Origin of the sequence: Actinokineospora iranica, assembly GCF_900101685.1 — a bacterium.
Lineage (GTDB): Bacteria > Actinomycetota > Actinomycetes > Mycobacteriales > Pseudonocardiaceae > Actinokineospora > Actinokineospora iranica.
The window spans coordinates 25036-41219 of the sequence record NZ_FMZZ01000024.1; the positions used below are offsets into that span (position 1 = coordinate 25036).

The window sequence follows — 16184 nt, forward strand, 5'->3', positions numbered from 1 at the left end:
CTCGAACACGCTGCGCGATCCCTTACGGTGTGAGCCGCTGAGTCGCCGTGTCGTAGGGGGTCTGGAGTGGATGGGCTCGTCGTCGTCTTGATCGTGGTGGTCGCTGTCGCGGTCGGGGCGTTGGTGACCGCTGTGGTGTTGCGGAACAAGAACAAGGTTTCACCTAAGAAGGCGCCGGTTGACCCGTTCGCCGACAACGATCATCACGCCGTCTATGGGGACCCGCGCGCTCTCAAAGCGGGTGATCTTGTTGAGCTGCGCGGGGAATCGTACGCCGTGCGGGGAAGTCTGCGGCTTGACGAGGGTGGGTGGACGTGGTCGGAGCACCTGCTGGAGAAGGCGGACGGCGAGCGGGTGTGGCTGTCGGTCGAGGAGGACCCCAACCTGGTGCTGGTCGCCTGGACCGAGCAGTCCGAGGGCTCCGATGACTCCACAGCGCTGGAGCCCGGCCCGAAGTCCCTGTCTTACCAGGGAAAGCAGTACCGGTCGGACGAGTCCGGTAGGGCTGCCTACCGCAGTGAGGCGACCACCGGTCTGACCGCCGAGGGCACTGTCCGCTACCACGACTACGAGTCCGGCGACGGCGCGCTGTTGTCCTTCGAGGCGTATGGCGACGCGGGCTGGGAGGTCTCCACCGGCGTCTCGCTGTCCACTTACGACATCCGCATCTACCCGGCGAGCACCGAATGAGCGCCACAGACGAGCCCAAGCCGGAAGAGCCCAAGCCGGAGATCGTCCCGGCGCACAAGAAGCCCCGGTTCTGGTTCTGGACGGCCGGGATCTTCGGCCTGATCGCCGGGATCGTGGCTATCGCGATGATCGCGCGGGGCACGTCCGTGCGGGGTTACGTCGAGCGGACCTACACCCGGGCCGCGTCGATGGATGTCGGCGAGGAACGCGCCTATACGAGTCCGAACGCGCCGAGCGCGGTGTCGGCGAACATCGTGGGGCAGTGGAAGCCGGTGTCGCAGTACGCCGACGCGTCCGGGATCTACCTGCGCTACAACGACGACATGGTCCTCATCCGTCCACAGGGGAAGGGCAGCGTGATCCGGGTGGACGACATCGATCGCGCCTACCGTTCGCACCATTCGTCGGTCGGCGGCCACTGGGGCTGGACGTCCGGGCACGGCGAGTCGTTCCGCGGCCGGGGACCGGGAGCGGGCAAGTGAAGAAGAAAAAGAAGGGCACTGTCTGGACCCTGGTCATCGTGGTGTTCATCGTCCTCTTGGGCGCGGGCAACGGCTGGTTCTCCGCCTCGGACGACAGCACTGTCGTCGAGTCGATCTCGGCGGTGGACGGCGCGGACCTGGCGAAGCGGCTCGCGGCGGCCGAGGCGGCGCACGGCATCTGCTACGGCTGGGAGTTGCACAAGGGCACCAGCACGACCGGGAAGCCGCTGAGCGAGGGGTCGAGCCGGGGCGTGGGTGTCAACGCCGAGACCTGCCAGCGGTACATGATTCTGCGCGGCTCGGTCGACTACACCTCCGCTGACAGCGTGTTGGAAGACAGCGCTTACCTGTCCGTGGACAGTTCTAGCGATCTGCGGTCTAACCGGCCGTCCACAGCGGACCTGGACCGGGTGGGCGTGTCGACGGCGTCGATGCTCAACGAACCGGCGGCCACCACCGGGTACGGCGCGCTGGCGCTGCCGCTGCTGCTGGCTGAGAAGGGTGTCGTGGCCCCGGTGCCGGAGCCGACGACCGCCGCCGCGCCCGCGACCCCGATCGGGCGGCCGGGGTCGGACTTCACCAGCAACCGGCAGACCGCGCTCGTCCTCGTCACGATCTTCGGCGGGGTCGCCCTGTTCGGCGTCGCCATCGGTTTCCTCATCAGCCGCAAGCGCGGGCAAGAAAGGTAGACACCGTGTCCGACCTGCTCAACGGACTCATCGGGACGCTCGCCTACGGCGCGGTCGGCCTGGTCCTGATGGCTCTCGGCTTCGTCCTGGTCGACGTCGCCACCCCCGGCAAGCTGCGCGACCTGATCTGGGTGGAGCACAACCGCAACGCCGCGGTGCTGCTGTGCTCGGGGCTGTTCGGCATCGGCGTCATTCTGACCACGGCGATCGTCATCAGCGACGACAACCTCGCCGTCGGCCTGGTGAACACCGGCATCTACGGCATTCTCGGGCTCGCGCTGATGAGCCTGTCGTTCGTGGTGATCGACGCGGCCACGCCCGGCAAGCTCGGCGAGGTCCTGGCCACCACCGAGCGGCACCCCGGGGTGTGGGTGTCGGCGACAGCGCACGTGGTGGTCAGCGTGATCATCGCGGCGGCGATCTCCTGACCGTCACCGAGGTCCCGCGCAGGCGGGCGGCGCGTGTCGCGCTGCTCGCCACGGTGTTCGTGTGCGCTGCCTGCGGGCTGGTCTACGAGCTTGCCCTGGTGGCGCTGGGCAGCTACCTGATCGGCGACACGGTCGGGCAGGCGTCGATCGTGGTGTCGCTGATGGTGTTCGCGATGGGCGTCGGCGCGCTCGCGGCGAAGCCGTTGCAGCGCCGGGCCGCGGTGTCGTTCGCCGTCGTTGAGCTGGTGCTGGCGCTGCTGGGCGGGTTGAGCGTGCTGCTGCTGTACGCGGCGTTCGCGTGGCTGAGCCTGTACACGCCCGCGCTGATCGTGATGGCGCTGGTGCTGGGCGCGTTGATCGGCGCGGAGATCCCGCTGCTGATGGTGCTGTTGCAGCGCATCCGCCGCCAGGACGCGGGGTCGGCGGTGGCCGACCTGTTCGCCGCGGACTATGTGGGCGCGTTGCTGGGCGGGTTGGCGTTCCCGTTCGTGCTGCTGCCGGTGTTCGGGCAGATTGAGGGCGCGCTGCTGGTCGGCATCGTCAACGCGCTGGCGGGGCTCGGGTTGGTGCTGACCGTGTTCCGGGCAGAGTTGGGGCGCCGGGCGAAGGCGGCGCTGATCCTGGCGGCGGTAGCGGTGGGTGGGGTTCTTACCGGCGCTTACCTGTTGGCTGAGGACTTCGAGGTGACGGCCCGTCAGGCGCTCTACGCGGACCCGGTAGTGCACGCCGAGCGCACCCCTTACCAGGACATCGTGGTGACCGAGGCTGTGTCGCTTACCGGGAACCGGGATGTGCGGCTGTTCCTCAACGGCGACTTGCAGTTCAGTTCGGTGGACGAGTACCGCTACCACGAGGCCATGGTCCACCCGGCGATGTCGGGGCCGAAGCGGGACAACGTCCTGGTGCTCGGCGGCGGCGACGGCTTGGCCCTGCGCGAGGTGCTGCGCTACCCGGACGTCAAGAGCGTGACCCTGGTCGAGTTGGACCCGGCCGTGGTCGCCCTGGCCCGCACTGATCCCCGGCTGTCCGAGCTGAACCGGCACGCGTTCGACGACCCCCGGGTGGCGGTCCGCACCGAGGACGCCTTCGGCTGGCTGCGGTCCAACACCGACCGGTACGACGTGGTGCTGGTCGACATGCCTGACGCGGATTCCACGGCGACCGCGAAGCTGTACTCGGTGGAGTTCTACGGCCTGGTCGACCGGGCGATGGCCGACCACGGCCGGATGGTCGTGCAGGCGGGTTCGCCGTTCTTCGCGCCGAAGGCGTTCTGGTGCGTCGAGACGACTCTCCGCGCGGCGGGCGTGCACAGCGTGGCTTACCAGGTCTCGGTCCCCGCGTTCGGCGAGTGGGGGTTCCACCTCGGCGCGCGCGGCGGCGTCCCGGCGCTGACGCTGCCGCCCGGGATGCCGCTGCGTTCACTCGATCAGGCGAGCCTGGCGGTGGCGGCCACGTTCCCCCCGGACCGCCGCAGGCCCGCTGACCTGCCCGCGTCGACCCTGATGAACCCGGTGATCCTCGGCTTCGCCAGGGAAGAGTGGACCAACTACTGATCGCCCCCGCCTGGTCCGCGTAGACGCCGTTGGCCGTGGAGACCTACCTGAACCAACCGTGCCTCCTGAGCGCATCGAGCAACTCAGGAAATATCGAACTGGGCACTTCTTCCCGTCGACAGCGTGCGCGAAGCCCTACATGAGTACTTCACCAAACGACCCACGTCCGTCGAGTGGAAAGAAGACGATTTCAACTAAGCACACAGGGGGTTTTCGCGCTCCAGAGGGTGTCACACCCCCGCCGTAGCCTCACCCTCGTGGCCTCCATCGAGGAACTGACCGCCCGACTGGCAGGCGAGCTGGCCAGGCTGACCGCCCTCAAGGCAGCCGTCATGGCCGCGGTGCTGCCCCCGCTCGATGAAGTACGCCAGGCCGTGGACGCCCTGCTCCACGGCACCGCGACCCACGAGACCATAGCCACCCCACTCGCCCACGCCCACCAGGGCATGGGCGAGCTGTACCAGGCCCTGACCGTGGCCCAAGAGTCGATCAGCGCCGCCATAGCCCATCAAGGGGTCACCACACCAGCAACCAGGCCCCCACAGCCGACGCGGACAAGCACCCCGGCACCACCACCCGCCGTATCCGCTGAACGCATCGACCAACTCAGACGCGAGCTGCCCCCCGATGTGATCCCGGAGGAACGTAGACCGCGTGGCACGCCTCGCCCCAAGACCCACGGCAGGTGGATCGACCCGGACGGCAACACCCACACCGAGGTCAGCGGCAAAGACGAGAAGTACGAGCAAGCCGTGGCCTATTTCGACTCGACTCCCGACCAAAGGGTACCGCTGCGTGCCTACGATGTGGAAATGAAACTCGCGGTCCATATGCGAGTCAACAACATTCAACCACGTCCCTTGCAATAAAGGCTACCTGAACTGCGACTCCCTTGTCCCGGTCATTTTGCCCGAGGGCTACACTATAACCGTGCACGGCGCAGGCGGATATCACAAGGTGTACCGGGGAGGACAGACACTGAAATGACCACCATAAAAGCGTTCTATCGTGAGGACGGGCCCGACGAGGGGGTCACCATCAGCACGGACGCCGAAGCGGCTGCGCTGCTGGGCCGCGTCCATGCTGACTCGGTCGCGTTTGATTGCCCGCTGTTGGTTCAGATGTACGTCGAAGGCGAGTCGCCTCGGGCCACGCCGGAGTTCGGCGTGGGGGTGGACGGAGACCACGGGGTGTTGTCCTATTCCGGGCGCGGCTGGAAAGGACTGTGGGCCAGCCACAACGGGGCCGACGACGACGGCGATTCCATCGAATACTATTACATGGGAAACGGGACGCCGTTTCCCGCCAATTGCCGGATACCATACGACGACCTCGTCAAAGCCGTCCAGGAATTCCTACTCGACGGCGACAGGCCGGCTTCGGTCACGTGGCAAAAGATCACATAGGTAGACAGCGGAACCGCTCCGCGTGGGTGGACACGGCCTATGACCTGTCGTGGACGGTGGCCGTCAGCCGGGGGCGCACCGAGGACGAGGTGCGGGCGGCCTACGGGGTGGATCAGGGGATCGGCCTGCTGACGTTCGGGCAGGCCGATGCCGAGCGAGCCGAGCACTTGGGCGACTACGGTCTTGTGCAGTTCAAGGCGCACGGTGAGTATCTGGTGGCCATTGAGCCGAACGGCTGGGTCGGCAACGGCACCGAGGTCGCTCGCGTGCTGTCGAGGCCCACCGGGTTGTTCTTCTCGGTGTACTGGAGTGTGAACGGGCATCAGCTTGTGCAGGCCACGGACGGACAGATCACCGGGCGCTTCGATCCGACGTTCGTCGGGTTGCCTGCTGGAGCCAATGACATGCCCGGGTGGGTGGGGGACGACGAGTTCCCGCTGGAGCACTTGCGGTCCGCGAGCCTTGTGGCGATGGAGCGGCAGACCGGCCTGTCCTTTGATCCGGCGTGGCTCACCGAGCCTCTCCCGACCTACCGGATTCCCGCGTAGCCCCCGGGCGGGCTGTGGTGGAGTTAGGCGGTCAGGTTGCGTACGAAGGCGTCCCACTGGCGGGTGCCGAAGAGCAGCACCGACTCCGTGCCACCCACCTTGCTATCCCGGGTCGCGATCTCGTCGTCACCCAGGAAAGCCACCTCAACACAGTTACCGATGTCGTCGCTCCGGGTGCTCTTGAACCACCGGGCGTCAGACAGTCTGTCGTGGCTCATCGCGGCGTCTCCTTTGTGGGAAGGGCGTCATCCAACGATGGTGATCACGGGGGCGTTCGTCAAGCAGCCCGCGCGCACCAGGTGCGGGCGGGCTGCTTTGTGGTGAAGTCTGGTGTTGTCAGGCGTTCAAGCCGCGCACGAAGGAATCCCACTGGCGCGTGCCGAAGAGCAGCACCGACTCGGTGCCACCCACCTTGCTGTCCCGAGTCGCGATCTCGCCGTCACCCAGGAACGCCACCTCAACACACTCACCGATGCTGTCGCTCCGGCTGCTCTTGAACCACCGGGCGTCGGCCAGCCTGTCGCTGCTCATCACTGCATCTCCCTTGCCAGCTTGGCGATGTAGTTCACGGACTCCACCTCGCTCATCGAGGCTTCCCAGATGCCCGCGAACGCCTCACTGTACTGCTTGATCTCCTGCGGCTTCTCCAGGAAGAGCGCCCCGGTGAAGCCCTCCACGTAGACCGTGGTCGGCTCGGAGGGGGAGCCGCTTTCCGTGGTCGGGAACTCCAACTTGACGAACTGACGGGACACGGAGCCATAGTGAAAACCAGCCGAGAACGGCACCACCCGCAGGGTCACATTGTTCCGTTGACTAATCACCACGAGATGCCGAAGCTGTTCGACCATCACGTCGGTGCCACCGTACGAGCGATGCAGGACGGCCTCATCGAGCACCATCCTTACCCAGAGTGGACGAATGGTCCGCATCACCAGCGATTGCCTGGCCATACGAAGCTGCACCCTGCGCTCGACCTGCTCCGGGGTGACACCTGGCCATCCCTCAAGCAGGACACGGGCGTAGCGCTCAGTCTGGAACAGCCCTGGCACCCGCTCCGTCCAGTAGCCGTCTAGTTCGACAGCCGCTTCTTCGAGACCGATGTAGACGTCAAGGTAGTCGGGGATGACGTCGCTGTAGCTCATCCACCAGCCGTTCGCCTTGGTCTCCCTGGCCAACGCCATCAGGGCATTGGTGGTCTCTTCCGGAGCGTCGTAGAGCTGGCACATCATCTTGACGTCGTTGCCCCGCATGGACGTCAACCCGGACTCAATTCGCCACATCTTGGTCTCAGACCACTCGAACTCCATGGCCGCCGACCGCACCGAGAACCGCGCCCTACCACGCAGATCCCGCAGGTAGCGGCCCAACTGGCGGCGCGCCACCGTCGATCCCGTCGCACCCTCTTGAGACACCCTTCACCCCACTTCTCACCGACGCCGGTCCTGCATCCACAATGAAAGAGTCGCCGCGTCCGATTTGAAAGACAAATACTGACTGACCATTACTCTATCCTGGGAGTGACCGAGAAGTCTCGCGATCCCGCTGCCCGCGTGTCGCCTACCAGGACTGTTCGGTCAGGAGCACCACCACGAGCAGTCGCGATCTCACCTTTTCCACCGCCCGCAAAGAAAAAGGCGAGCGCCGGACTGGAAAGCCCCCACGGATTGAATCGAAGGCAAAAATCCCGCGCCAATCCCCTGAACACGACCGAAAACCCCCTGACCTGCGGCAAGACGCCAACTATCAGCCACGATCCGCCGTCCGGCGCAGCCCCAGGCACCGCCGCCCAGGAGACACAGCGCGCCCCCGCAACAGCCGTGACCACACGCCCCGGCGCAACCCGCCCGTTCTCCTGACAGCCCTCAGCACCCCCCGCTACCGTGAGATTCCGGAGAGTGTCAACACGGAAACCGGGAGTGCGGACATGGACGACACCACCGCAGGCGGCGCGATCGGCTCAGGCCTCGGCGACCAGATCGCCCAGATGCGCCAAGGCTCACGCGGCTTCCTCACCGCCGCCCAACGCGGCGAGTTCGGCGTCAGCGAGAACGCGGGCAAGGCCATCATCACCGCCATCCACACCGTCCTCGACGGCATCGACGGCCTCGACGAGAAGGTAAAGCGGATCAGTCAGGACACGAAGTTGGGGACGAGCCCGGACGCTCTGGTGATGAGGGCCTTCAACAAGGACGTCGCGGCAGGCCCCAACTCGGCCGCCAGCAGCCTGCGAGACCTCCGCGACCTGCTCATCGAAGTCGAAGCAGGCATCACCGAGGCCATGCGCCACTACCGCAACACCGACGACCACAACCGCAGCACCCTCACCCGCAAAGACCAGTGAACCCAGCACCCGACCACACTGTGACCATGCCCAAACCCCGTGCGGCCACCCGTCTCGCCATCGCCGCGATCCTGCTCACCGGACTCGCCGCCTGCACCGAAACCCCCGGCCAACCCCTCCCCCAACCCGACCCCACAACCCCCACCCACTCCACACAACCACGCACCACCAGCACCACACCCGCCGCCACACACGCACTCGACAACCTCGACCCCTGCCAACTCCTCACCCAAGCCGAAACCACACAACTCGGCGCAGGCCCCGGAGAACGCCACGACACCAGCCTGCGAAGCTCGTGCCAATGGACAATGAAAGGCCAAGGTGTCTTCAGCATCACCATCCGCCCCGAACAGGGCCTCAAGGACATCGTGACCGACAACGGGACCATCAGCGACTACCCGGTCGGTGACCGACACGGCCGCAAACTCGAAGGCAACGGCGGCGGGGGATGCATGATCATTATCGAGATCGCCCAATCCGCACGAGTGGACGTCAGTGGCACAACGCGCGCTGACACGGCGAAGGCATGCCGGGTCGCCAACAACGTCGTCAATTTGATCGAGCCCAGACTGCCCAAGGGGGAATGACCAATGCCACCGCGCGACCCGCAGACCCAGCACACCCCCCAACCGCGAACCTACGAAGGCACCTACGAAAGCAGGCTTCACGACGAAGCCGCGCAGGTGATCGAGGACGCACGCGGCCAAGGCCCCTTCGCCACGCTGGCCGCCCTCGCGCAGGCAACCCCGAAACTCTTCGCCGCCGGAATCGACTCCCAGCAGTACACCGCGACCCAGCAGCAAGCCCTGCGGGACGCCGGAATCGACACGCGGGACGCGCCTCCGATGCCAGGCACCTACTACCTGGGGTTCGAGCACCCCGAGATGAAGAAAATGCTCGAAGACGACATGGACCCCGGCCAGGTCGACGAGACCGGGGCCGAGTGGAACGCCCTCGGCAACAGCCTGATCGAGTGCAAGGCCGCTATCGCCGCAGGGGTTGGGCAGAGTGCCGAGGACTGGACCGGCGCCACCGGTGACAACGCGCGCGGGTTCCTCACCGGTCTCGGCGACTGGATGGAAGGCACCGGCCAGGCCTTCCACCTCGCCTCGAACCGGATGCACGCCCAGTCCGAAGCGTCCGGGGCGGCTCGGGCGGCGATGCCCGAGCCGGTCGACTTCACCATGGACGACGCGATGGCCCGGCTCAGGGAGGAACAGGACCCGGCCCGGCTACAGGCCGCGGTTGACGAGGTCAACCAGAAGTTCGCCGAGAAGCAGCGGGCGCACGAGCAGGCCGCCGAGGTGATGACCACGTTCTCGGCTTCCCTGGCCGACTCCGGCACCGGGATGCCCGTGTTCGCACCCGTGCCCACGATGGCGAGCGGCACGGACGACGGCACCGGACGAGGCGTCGACAGTGGCCCCACCGAGACCGGACACGACGGCGGTCCTGACCGTGGCCGGGCCGGGATGCCCGGCAGCGAGCCCGGTCGCGGCGACACCTCCGGACCCGACGGCGCGACGCGGCCTGCGGCCACCGCGACCGGGCCGGGCGGCGGGCCGACCACGGGCCAGGGGGGCCTGGTCCGGTGTTCCCGGAGGGCAGGTCAGACCTGGCGGGGCTGGGTCTGGCGGATTCGGGACCGGCGGGCCTGGGTCCGGCGGACTCGGGGCAGGCGGGCAGGAACCGGGCATGGGCGGGCTTGGGTTCGGCGGGTTCCCGGGTGGTCTCGGCGGCGGCGCGGGCGCGGAGGCGACCGGGCGCGGCGGACGTGGCGGCGCGGCGGGCCTGGGACGACCGGGCGGTGGGCTAGGCGGCGGCGCGGGCTTCGGCCCTGACGGCGGCAGGGCAGCCGACGCCGCCGGTCGCGGTCCCGGGAGCGGCGCCCGCCAACCCGGCGCGCTCGCGGCGGAACACGCCGCGTCCGGCGGACGTCCCGGCACCGGCACCGGCAGGGGCGCCGGTGGCTCTGCGGGCGGCATGGGCGGCATGGGCGGCGCGGGCAAAGGCGGCGGCGGTGCGGACACCGAGCACCAGCGACCGAGCTACCTCGTGGAAGCCGACCCGGACGACCTGTTCGGCACCGACGAGATCACCGCGCCTCCGGTGATCGGCCAGTGACGTTCCGGTCGTTCACCCTGTCGTTCGCGGCGATGGACATTCTCTTCACGGAGCACCGGCTCGGGCTCGCGCCGTTCCCGTTCGAGATTCCCGGGCACGGCCGCACCCTCGCGCAGCGGGCAGACATCCGCCGCGCGGTGTTCGCGGACTTGGAGCGGCGGAACCTCGCTGTCCGGGGGCGGATCGAGCCAGACGTCGAGGAAGCGCTTGCCCTGCTCGTCCGGCCCCGGCTCGCGATCACCGGATTCGGCGACCTGGGCGGCGGGCACACCCTGTGCGCCAGGCTCGGCGCGCTCGGGAACCGTGCCGTCGTCGCGGTCCGGCAGGGCCAGACCGTGCGGTTCGACGCCATCCGGGAAACCGCGCTGGTGTCCACCGCCGTCGGGCTGCTTCCCCAGCACCGGCCGGGTCCGGGGCAGTCGGTGACCATCGAGCTCACCGCACCGCCCGCCGAGGCCGGAGCCATCGAGCCAGTCCGTCCACACCGGACATCGCGGTCGGCGCAAGCACGAGCGGTGCAAGCGATGCTGGCACCGCCCAAACTCCGGCTCGGCCAACTCCAGGCGCACGCTCGCGACCGGCACGGACGCCAGTCGAGCGCGCCTTGCCTGTTCTGGTTCGACACCGCGGACGGCCGGTATCTCACGGTGGGCAGCGCCCGCGCGGACGGCGCCCGGTGGACCACCTACGCACCGGCCGACAACCAGCGGATCGCGCGGCACCTCAGCGGGCAACTGGCGCACCTGACCGGGTGAGCCATCGCAGGCCCCCCTTGCTCGGCTTCCACCCCCGCCATCCGCCACGACCTCCTGCGCGGCGGCCGCAAGGCAGACACCGAGGCCGTGCTCGCGCCGCCGAGCCATGACCGGACCTGGCGGCCATCAGCGTAAAACTTGCAGATTCCCCATAGCCGACCCGAGGTCAGGCACCACCCGGATCTGGAGCCCGTCCGGCACGTCCCCCGAGTCCGGCGGGATCAGCGCCTTGGTGAACCCCAACCGCATCGCCTCGGTCAGCCGGGCCTTCACCCCGCTCACCCGGCGGACCTCCCCCGCCAACCCCACCTCGCCCAACACCACCAGATCGGGTGGCAACGCCACGTCACGGGCAGCGGTGGCGACCGCCAAGGCGATAGCCAGGTCAGCCGCAGGCTCCGGGATCTTCATTCCCCCGACCGTCGCGGCGAAGACATCCGCGTCCCCCAGTCGGACCCCGCCCCGGCGTTCCAGCACAGCGAGCACCATCGCCACCCGGGCCGAGTCGAGCCCGGACACCGCGCGCCTCGGCGTGCCCAGCGGCGACTTCGACACCAGCGCCTGCACCTCACCGAGCAGCGGCCGTTTCCCCTCCACCGCGACGGTGACCGCCGTCCCCGGCACCCCCACGTCACGCTTGTTGAGGAACAGCCCCGACGGGTCGGGCACGCCGACGATCCCGCTCTCGACCAGCTCGAAGCAGCCCACCTCGTCGGCCGGGCCGAAGCGGTTCTTCACACCGCGCAGCATCCGCAGGGACGAATGCCGGTCGCCCTCGAAGTGCAAGACGACATCTACCAAGTGCTCCAGCACGCGGGGACCGGCGATGGACCCGTCCTTGGTGACATGCCCGACGAGCAGCACCGGCAGGGCCCGCTCCTTGGCCAGCGCCACCAGCGCCGCCGTCACCGCCCGCACCTGCGTCACCCCGCCGGGCGCGCCGTCGACCGCGGGCGAAGACATCGTCTGCACCGAGTCGACAACCAGCATTCCCGGCTTGACCGCGTCGACATGCCCGATCAACGCGGACACATCGCTTTCCGCGGCCAGGAACATCGACCCGTGCACATTGCCGGTGCGCTCGGCCCGCAGCCGGACCTGCCCGGCCGACTCCTCACCCGTCACATACAGCGTCGGCCCGTATTCGCCGTCGCGCGCCGCCCAGCGGTAGGCGACCTCCAGCAGCAGCGTCGACTTGCCCACCCCGGGCTCACCCGCCAGCAGCACGACCGCCCCGGGCACCAGGCCGCCGCCGAGGACCCGGTCAAGCTCGGGCACGCCGGTCCGCCTGGCCTTGGCGGCCTCGATGTCGACCTCGGCGATCGGGCGGGCCGGGGAACTCGGCAACCCCGCCGCGACCCTGGTCAGCGCGGCGCGCGGGACGCCGACTTCCTCCAGGGTGCCCCACGCCTGGCACTCGGGACAGCGGCCGAACCACTTGGCCACGCCGTGCCCGCACTCGGCACAGCGGTAGCCCGGCTTCGGTGATTTGGTTGCCACGCGATCACCGTACGGCCGGGCACCGACAATCCCAGTCGGCCCAGTCGGCGCGTCAGTGCTCGGTCTTGGGCTGTTCCTCGCGGGGGCCGTTCGGCGCGGCGATGGGCAGGTCGAAGGTGACCGGGCCCGCCTTCGCGAAGACCAGGGTGATCGGAATCGTCTGGCCGGGCACAAGCTTGGCGTTGAGGCCCTTGAGCACGACCTTCAGCTTGCCGAGCTGGGTCCCGGTCGTCGTCGCGGTCGTGGTGGCCGCGGCGGACGAGGTGGCAGGCGGGGGCGTCGGCGACGTGGCCGCGTGCGAGGAACCAGCGGGCTCGGCGTGCGACGACTCGGGGTGCGCGGGAGAGGTGGACTGGGCGTGCGCCGAGTCGGCGAGCTTGGCCTCTTCGCCGGGGGTGCCCACGACCAGGACGGCGCCGCCGGGCAGCGCGGTGTCGCCGGTGACCTCGACGCTGGCCGCCGCGGGGCTGCTCAGCTCGACCAGGGTGTCCGCTTCGCTGCCGACGTTGACCAGAGTCAGGATGACCGGCGCGTCGGAGCCCTGCGGGTAGCTACCGCCGTGCGGGTAAGCGAGCTTGGCATCGCGGACCGCGATCTGACCGACCTGCGCGAGCGACCCGTTCACCGACGGAGGCTGCGAGTCGGTCTGCGTGATCTGACCGGCCGAGCACCCGACGGCACCGAGGACTGCGGCAAGACCGAGTCCCAACGCGGCCGGGGCGAGGCGCAGCCGACCGGTCGAGTTCTGCTGTGCACGGCTCACGAGCGCTCCTGCGTCTGCTGCGGACATTTCACCTTCTCGGCTGCGAAGCCTAGCCCGCGCAATGGATCGGGCCCGCGTGTGGTCGGACATATCACCACGGCGGTGTCGGACGAATCACGTCCATTGTGGATGCGGAGGCGATCTCCGGGCGTGCCCACAGGCCTCGGGCAATAGGGGCTGAGTACGCGAAAAGCGCGCTTGTCAACCCCCGTCCACCTCCTGATGTGGCCGCTGACCTGCGCAGACGGTTCGCAGGTCAGTCTCCTCCACTAGGCGGGCCGTGTTAAGATGGAGCCAGCGAAAGGGGCAGAGGACACATGGTTTTCAAGGTCGGAGAGACCGTCGTCTACCCGCACCACGGTGCCGCACTCATCGAAGCGATCGAGACCCGCGTGATCAAGGGCGAGGAGAAGAAGTACCTCGTCCTCAAGGTCGCGCAGGGTGACCTCACGGTTCGCGTCCCCGCAGACAACGCCGAGATCGTCGGCGTGCGGGATGTCGTGGGCCAGGAGGGTCTCAACCGCGTGTTCGATGTCCTGCGGGCGCCGCACACCGAGGAGCCGACCAACTGGTCGCGTCGGTACAAGGCGAACCTCGAGAAGCTCGCCTCTGGCGATGTGAACAAGGTTGCCGAAGTGGTGCGAGACCTCTGGCGGCGGGAGAAGGATCGCGGCCTGTCCGCTGGCGAGAAGCGGATGCTGGCCAAGGCCCGGCAGATACTGGTCAGCGAGCTCGCGCTGGCCGAGGGCACCGATGAGGACAAGGCCGAGGTCCTGCTCGACGAGGTCCTGGCAACCGCAACCGTCTGACCGCACGTCCCGACCGGGCCTCCCCCGGAACCTGGCCCGATTGTGACTTGCATGACACCCCGTGGGACGAACCTGAACAGGGTCCCTGAGCAGGCGAGCCGCCCGTGACAGCGGTCGCGCTCGTGCCCGCCGCGGGTCAAGGCGTCCGCCTCGGCCTCGGCACGCCCAAGGCCTTGGTCCCGGTCCACGGCACACCGTTGCTCACCCATGCCGTGCGTGGCCTGCTCGACGCGGGCTGCGTGCGGCATGTCGTGGTCGCGGCCCCGCCCGCCGAGGTCGCCGCCACCGCGGCGCTGCTGGCCGAGGCCGGTCTCGCCGCCGACGTCGTGCCCGGCGGGGCCGACCGCACCGACTCCGTGCGCCGCGCCCTGCGGCACGCGCTCACCGTCGTGCCCGACGCCCGGGTCGTGCTGGTGCACGACGCGGCGCGCGCGTTCACTCCACCGGAGGTTATCCAGGCCGTGGTCGCCGCCGTCGAGGCGGGCGCGCCCGCGGTCATCCCGGTGCTGCCGATGGCCGACACGGTCAAACAGGTCGACGGCGGGGGCACGGTGACCGCGACGCCCGACCGGGCCGCGCTGCGGGTGGTGCAGACCCCGCAGGGATTCGACGTCGAGGTCCTCACCAGGGCTTATGCCGCCGCTGGCGACTCGGCGACCGACGACGCGGGCCTGGTCGAGAAGCTGGGCGTGCCGGTGGCCACGGTCATGGGCCATCCGTGTGCGATGAAGATCACAACCCCGTTCGACCTCGCGATAGCCGAGGCCGTCCTGTGCGCGAAGAGGAACCCGTGAGAGTCGGCATCGGCACCGATGTGCACCCGATCGAGGCTGGGCGCGACTGCTGGATCGCGGGCCTGCGCTGGGACGGGGTCGACGGCTGCGCCGGTCACTCCGACGGCGACGTCGCCGCGCACGCGCTGTGCGACGCGCTGCTCTCGGCCGCCGGCCTCGGCGACCTGGGCGCGGTGTTCGGCACCGGCGACCCGAAGTGGGCAGGCGCGCACGGCGCGGTCTTGCTCGCCGAAGTCCGCCGGTTGATCGAAGCCGAGGGTTACCGCGTCGGCAACGCTGCCGTGCAGATCATCGGCAACAAACCGAAGATCGGTAAGCGCCGCGAAGAGGCACAGGCAGCGCTGTCGGCGGCCGTAGGCGGCCCGGTGTCGGTGTCGGGAACCACCACCGACGGACTCGGGCTCACCGGCCGCGGCGAAGGCATCGCCGCCATGGCCACCGCCCTGCTGCTCCCCACCCGGTAAGGGTGGCGTTGATCACAGCCAACCGGGTGGCGGGCGGCCCGGGGTCTCCCTTTACCGTTGAGGACGTGGCCATCCGCGGCGTCCTGCTGGACTTCTCGGGCACCCTGTTCCGCCTGGAACCGAGTGCCCGACTTGTCGACGGCATGGCCCAGCGCGACGGCGCACCCCTCGACGCCGACCGCTACGCGGAGATCCTGGCGCTGCTGACCGTGCCGGTTGGCGTGCCCGCGCACCTGCCCGCCGACCTGCACGAGGCGTGGCACCGCCGCGACCTCGACCCGCAGGTGCACCGCGCCGCCTACGAGGCGTCGCTGGCGCACCCGGAGTTCGGGCTGGCCGAGGGCATGGCCGCGCGCCTCTACGACCTCATGCTCTCCCCCGAGGCGTGGCGGCCCTACCCGGACGCCGGAGACGCGCTGCGCCTGCTCAAAGCCGAGGGCATCCCCGTCGCGGTGCTCAGCAACATCGCCTGGGACCTGCGGCCGACGTTCGCCCGGCACGGCTTCGACAGCCTCGTGGACGAGTTCGTGCTCTCCTACGCCGAGGGCCTGGTGAAGCCGGACCCGAAGATCTTCCGGCTGGCCTGCGAACGCATCGACGTCGCGCCGACCGACGCGCTGATGGTCGGCGACAGCGCCAAGGCCGACGGCGCGGCCGTCGAAGCGGGCTGTCGATTCGAGCGGGTGGAGCCGCAGGCGACCGCGAACCGCCCCGACGCGCTGCTCGGCGCGTTGCGCGCGCACGGCATCGCGGGCTAGCGCCAAGAACGGGCCGTCAGGCCTGTCAAGTCAAACCTGGCACGAGTGACCCTCGCGTTACCCGTACCATTTCCCCCAAG

At 68.9% G+C, this 16184-nt stretch carries 22 protein-coding genes and 1 pseudogene; 18 read left to right on the forward strand and 5 right to left on the reverse strand.

All coding sequences use genetic code 11. The annotated features are described in order from the left end of the window. Positions 1–66 precede the first annotated feature (66 nt). From BLS56_RS29190 to BLS56_RS29230, 9 genes and pseudogenes are all read left to right on the forward strand, one after another. Positions 67–690, forward strand: a complete 624-nt coding sequence (locus BLS56_RS29190) for a DUF4178 domain-containing protein (RefSeq protein WP_091457493.1) — start codon at positions 67–69, stop codon at positions 688–690. Then, positions 687–1172 carry a DUF4247 domain-containing protein gene (locus BLS56_RS29195; RefSeq protein ID WP_091457495.1) on the forward strand — a complete coding sequence of 162 codons (486 nt, stop codon included), beginning with the start codon at positions 687–689 and terminating at the stop codon, positions 1170–1172. Before BLS56_RS29190 ends, BLS56_RS29195 begins: the two co-directional genes overlap by 4 nt. Then, positions 1169–1861: a hypothetical protein gene (locus tag BLS56_RS29200; protein ID WP_091457498.1), complete on the forward strand. Its 693-nt coding sequence runs from the start codon at positions 1169–1171 to the stop codon at positions 1859–1861. Before BLS56_RS29195 ends, BLS56_RS29200 begins: the two co-directional genes overlap by 4 nt. Positions 1862–1866: 5 nt before the next feature. Then, positions 1867–2289, forward strand: a complete 423-nt coding sequence (locus BLS56_RS29205; protein WP_091457499.1) for a DUF350 domain-containing protein — start codon at positions 1867–1869, stop codon at positions 2287–2289. Beyond that, positions 2229–3842, forward strand: a complete 1614-nt coding sequence (locus BLS56_RS29210) for a polyamine aminopropyltransferase (protein WP_228772029.1) — start codon at positions 2229–2231, stop codon at positions 3840–3842. The genes BLS56_RS29205 and BLS56_RS29210 overlap by 61 nt, the downstream gene beginning before the upstream one ends. A 90-nt stretch (positions 3843–3932) precedes the next feature. Next, positions 3933–4040, forward strand: a complete 108-nt coding sequence (locus tag BLS56_RS33190) for an Imm1 family immunity protein (RefSeq protein WP_139191063.1) — start codon at positions 3933–3935, stop codon at positions 4038–4040. A 248-nt stretch (positions 4041–4288) separates the two neighbouring features. Continuing rightward, positions 4289–4829 (forward strand): annotated as a pseudogene (locus BLS56_RS29215) (DddA-like double-stranded DNA deaminase toxin). After that, a complete protein-coding gene (locus BLS56_RS29225; RefSeq protein WP_091457507.1) occupies positions 4826–5248 on the forward strand; it encodes an Imm1 family immunity protein in 423 nt (140 codons plus the stop codon). Before BLS56_RS29215 ends, BLS56_RS29225 begins: the two are co-directional and overlap by 4 nt. A gap of 26 nt (positions 5249–5274) precedes the next feature. Continuing rightward, complete coding sequence (locus BLS56_RS29230) at positions 5275–5796, forward strand: hypothetical protein (protein ID WP_091457509.1); 522 nt, start codon at positions 5275–5277, stop codon at positions 5794–5796. Between the two features lie 23 nt (positions 5797–5819). On the opposite strand, the gene BLS56_RS29235 is transcribed toward BLS56_RS29230, so the two are convergent. The 3 genes from BLS56_RS29235 to BLS56_RS29245 form a co-directional block, all read right to left on the reverse strand. Then, complete coding sequence (locus BLS56_RS29235; RefSeq protein ID WP_091457511.1) at positions 5820–6014, reverse strand: DUF397 domain-containing protein; 195 nt, start codon at positions 6012–6014, stop codon at positions 5820–5822. Positions 6015–6132: 118 nt separating this feature from the next. Further along, positions 6133–6327, reverse strand: coding sequence for a DUF397 domain-containing protein (locus tag BLS56_RS29240; protein ID WP_091457514.1), 195 nt, complete (start codon positions 6325–6327; stop codon positions 6133–6135). Continuing rightward, a complete protein-coding gene (locus tag BLS56_RS29245) occupies positions 6327–7208 on the reverse strand; it encodes a helix-turn-helix domain-containing protein (RefSeq protein ID WP_228772030.1) in 882 nt (293 codons plus the stop codon). The genes BLS56_RS29240 and BLS56_RS29245 overlap by 1 nt, the downstream gene beginning before the upstream one ends. 512 nt (positions 7209–7720) lie before the next feature. Between BLS56_RS29245 and BLS56_RS29250 the strand changes: the two genes are divergently transcribed. The 5 genes from BLS56_RS29250 (at position 7721) to BLS56_RS29265 (ending at position 11016) form a co-directional block, all read left to right on the forward strand. Then, complete coding sequence (locus BLS56_RS29250; RefSeq protein ID WP_091457520.1) at positions 7721–8137, forward strand: hypothetical protein; 417 nt, start codon at positions 7721–7723, stop codon at positions 8135–8137. A gap of 26 nt (positions 8138–8163) precedes the next feature. Beyond that, positions 8164–8724 (forward strand): DUF3558 family protein, encoded by a 561-nt coding sequence (locus BLS56_RS29255; protein WP_139191060.1) that lies wholly within the window; start codon positions 8164–8166, stop codon positions 8722–8724. Between the two features lie 3 nt (positions 8725–8727). After that, positions 8728–9978 carry a PPE domain-containing protein gene (locus BLS56_RS29260; protein ID WP_091457525.1) on the forward strand — a complete coding sequence of 417 codons (1251 nt, stop codon included), beginning with the start codon at positions 8728–8730 and terminating at the stop codon, positions 9976–9978. A 142-nt stretch (positions 9979–10120) separates the two neighbouring features. Then, a complete protein-coding gene (locus BLS56_RS31855; protein ID WP_175483103.1) occupies positions 10121–10261 on the forward strand; it encodes a hypothetical protein in 141 nt (46 codons plus the stop codon). Then, complete coding sequence (locus BLS56_RS29265; RefSeq protein WP_091457527.1) at positions 10258–11016, forward strand: ESX secretion-associated protein EspG; 759 nt, start codon at positions 10258–10260, stop codon at positions 11014–11016. The genes BLS56_RS31855 and BLS56_RS29265 overlap by 4 nt, the downstream gene beginning before the upstream one ends. Positions 11017–11142: 126 nt before the next feature. Here BLS56_RS29265 and radA read toward each other — a convergent pair whose 3' ends face one another. Both radA and BLS56_RS29275 read right to left on the reverse strand, forming a co-directional pair. Then, on the reverse strand, positions 11143–12516 hold the full coding sequence (gene radA / locus BLS56_RS29270) for a DNA repair protein RadA (RefSeq protein WP_091457529.1): 1374 nt from the start codon (positions 12514–12516) through the stop codon (positions 11143–11145). Between the two features lie 52 nt (positions 12517–12568). Next, positions 12569–13279, reverse strand: coding sequence for a copper chaperone PCu(A)C (locus tag BLS56_RS29275; protein ID WP_228772031.1), 711 nt, complete (start codon positions 13277–13279; stop codon positions 12569–12571). A 317-nt stretch (positions 13280–13596) separates the two neighbouring features. On the opposite strand from BLS56_RS29275, the gene BLS56_RS29280 reads away from it, so the two are divergent. From BLS56_RS29280 to BLS56_RS29295, 4 genes are all read left to right on the forward strand, one after another. After that, positions 13597–14088: a CarD family transcriptional regulator gene (locus BLS56_RS29280; RefSeq protein ID WP_018682461.1), complete on the forward strand. Its 492-nt coding sequence runs from the start codon at positions 13597–13599 to the stop codon at positions 14086–14088. 104 nt (positions 14089–14192) lie between these two features. Further along, positions 14193–14882: a 2-C-methyl-D-erythritol 4-phosphate cytidylyltransferase gene (gene ispD / locus BLS56_RS29285; protein ID WP_091457532.1), complete on the forward strand. Its 690-nt coding sequence runs from the start codon at positions 14193–14195 to the stop codon at positions 14880–14882. After that, positions 14879–15346, forward strand: coding sequence for a 2-C-methyl-D-erythritol 2,4-cyclodiphosphate synthase (gene ispF, locus BLS56_RS29290; protein ID WP_091457535.1), 468 nt, complete (start codon positions 14879–14881; stop codon positions 15344–15346). Before ispD ends, ispF begins: the two co-directional genes overlap by 4 nt. 65 nt (positions 15347–15411) lie before the next feature. Next, a complete protein-coding gene (locus BLS56_RS29295) occupies positions 15412–16104 on the forward strand; it encodes an HAD family hydrolase (RefSeq protein WP_091457538.1) in 693 nt (230 codons plus the stop codon). Positions 16105–16184: the final 80 nt, after the last annotated feature.

Coding starts and splice junctions, on each gene's coding strand:
- BLS56_RS29225 (WP_091457507.1), top strand. CDS start 4,826: ATGACCACCATAAAAGCGTTCTATCGTGAGGACGGGCCCGACGAGGGG.
- BLS56_RS29235 (WP_091457511.1), bottom strand. CDS start 6,014: ATGAGCCACGACAGACTGTCTGACGCCCGGTGGTTCAAGAGCACCCGG.
- BLS56_RS29255 (WP_139191060.1), top strand. CDS start 8,164: ATGCCCAAACCCCGTGCGGCCACCCGTCTCGCCATCGCCGCGATCCTG.
- BLS56_RS31855 (WP_175483103.1), top strand. CDS start 10,121: ATGGGCGGCATGGGCGGCGCGGGCAAAGGCGGCGGCGGTGCGGACACC.
- BLS56_RS29260 (WP_091457525.1), top strand. CDS start 8,728: ATGCCACCGCGCGACCCGCAGACCCAGCACACCCCCCAACCGCGAACC.
- BLS56_RS29250 (WP_091457520.1), top strand. CDS start 7,721: ATGGACGACACCACCGCAGGCGGCGCGATCGGCTCAGGCCTCGGCGAC.
- BLS56_RS29280 (WP_018682461.1), top strand. CDS start 13,597: ATGGTTTTCAAGGTCGGAGAGACCGTCGTCTACCCGCACCACGGTGCC.
- BLS56_RS29240 (WP_091457514.1), bottom strand. CDS start 6,327: ATGAGCAGCGACAGGCTGGCCGACGCCCGGTGGTTCAAGAGCAGCCGG.
- BLS56_RS29195 (WP_091457495.1), top strand. CDS start 687: ATGAGCGCCACAGACGAGCCCAAGCCGGAAGAGCCCAAGCCGGAGATC.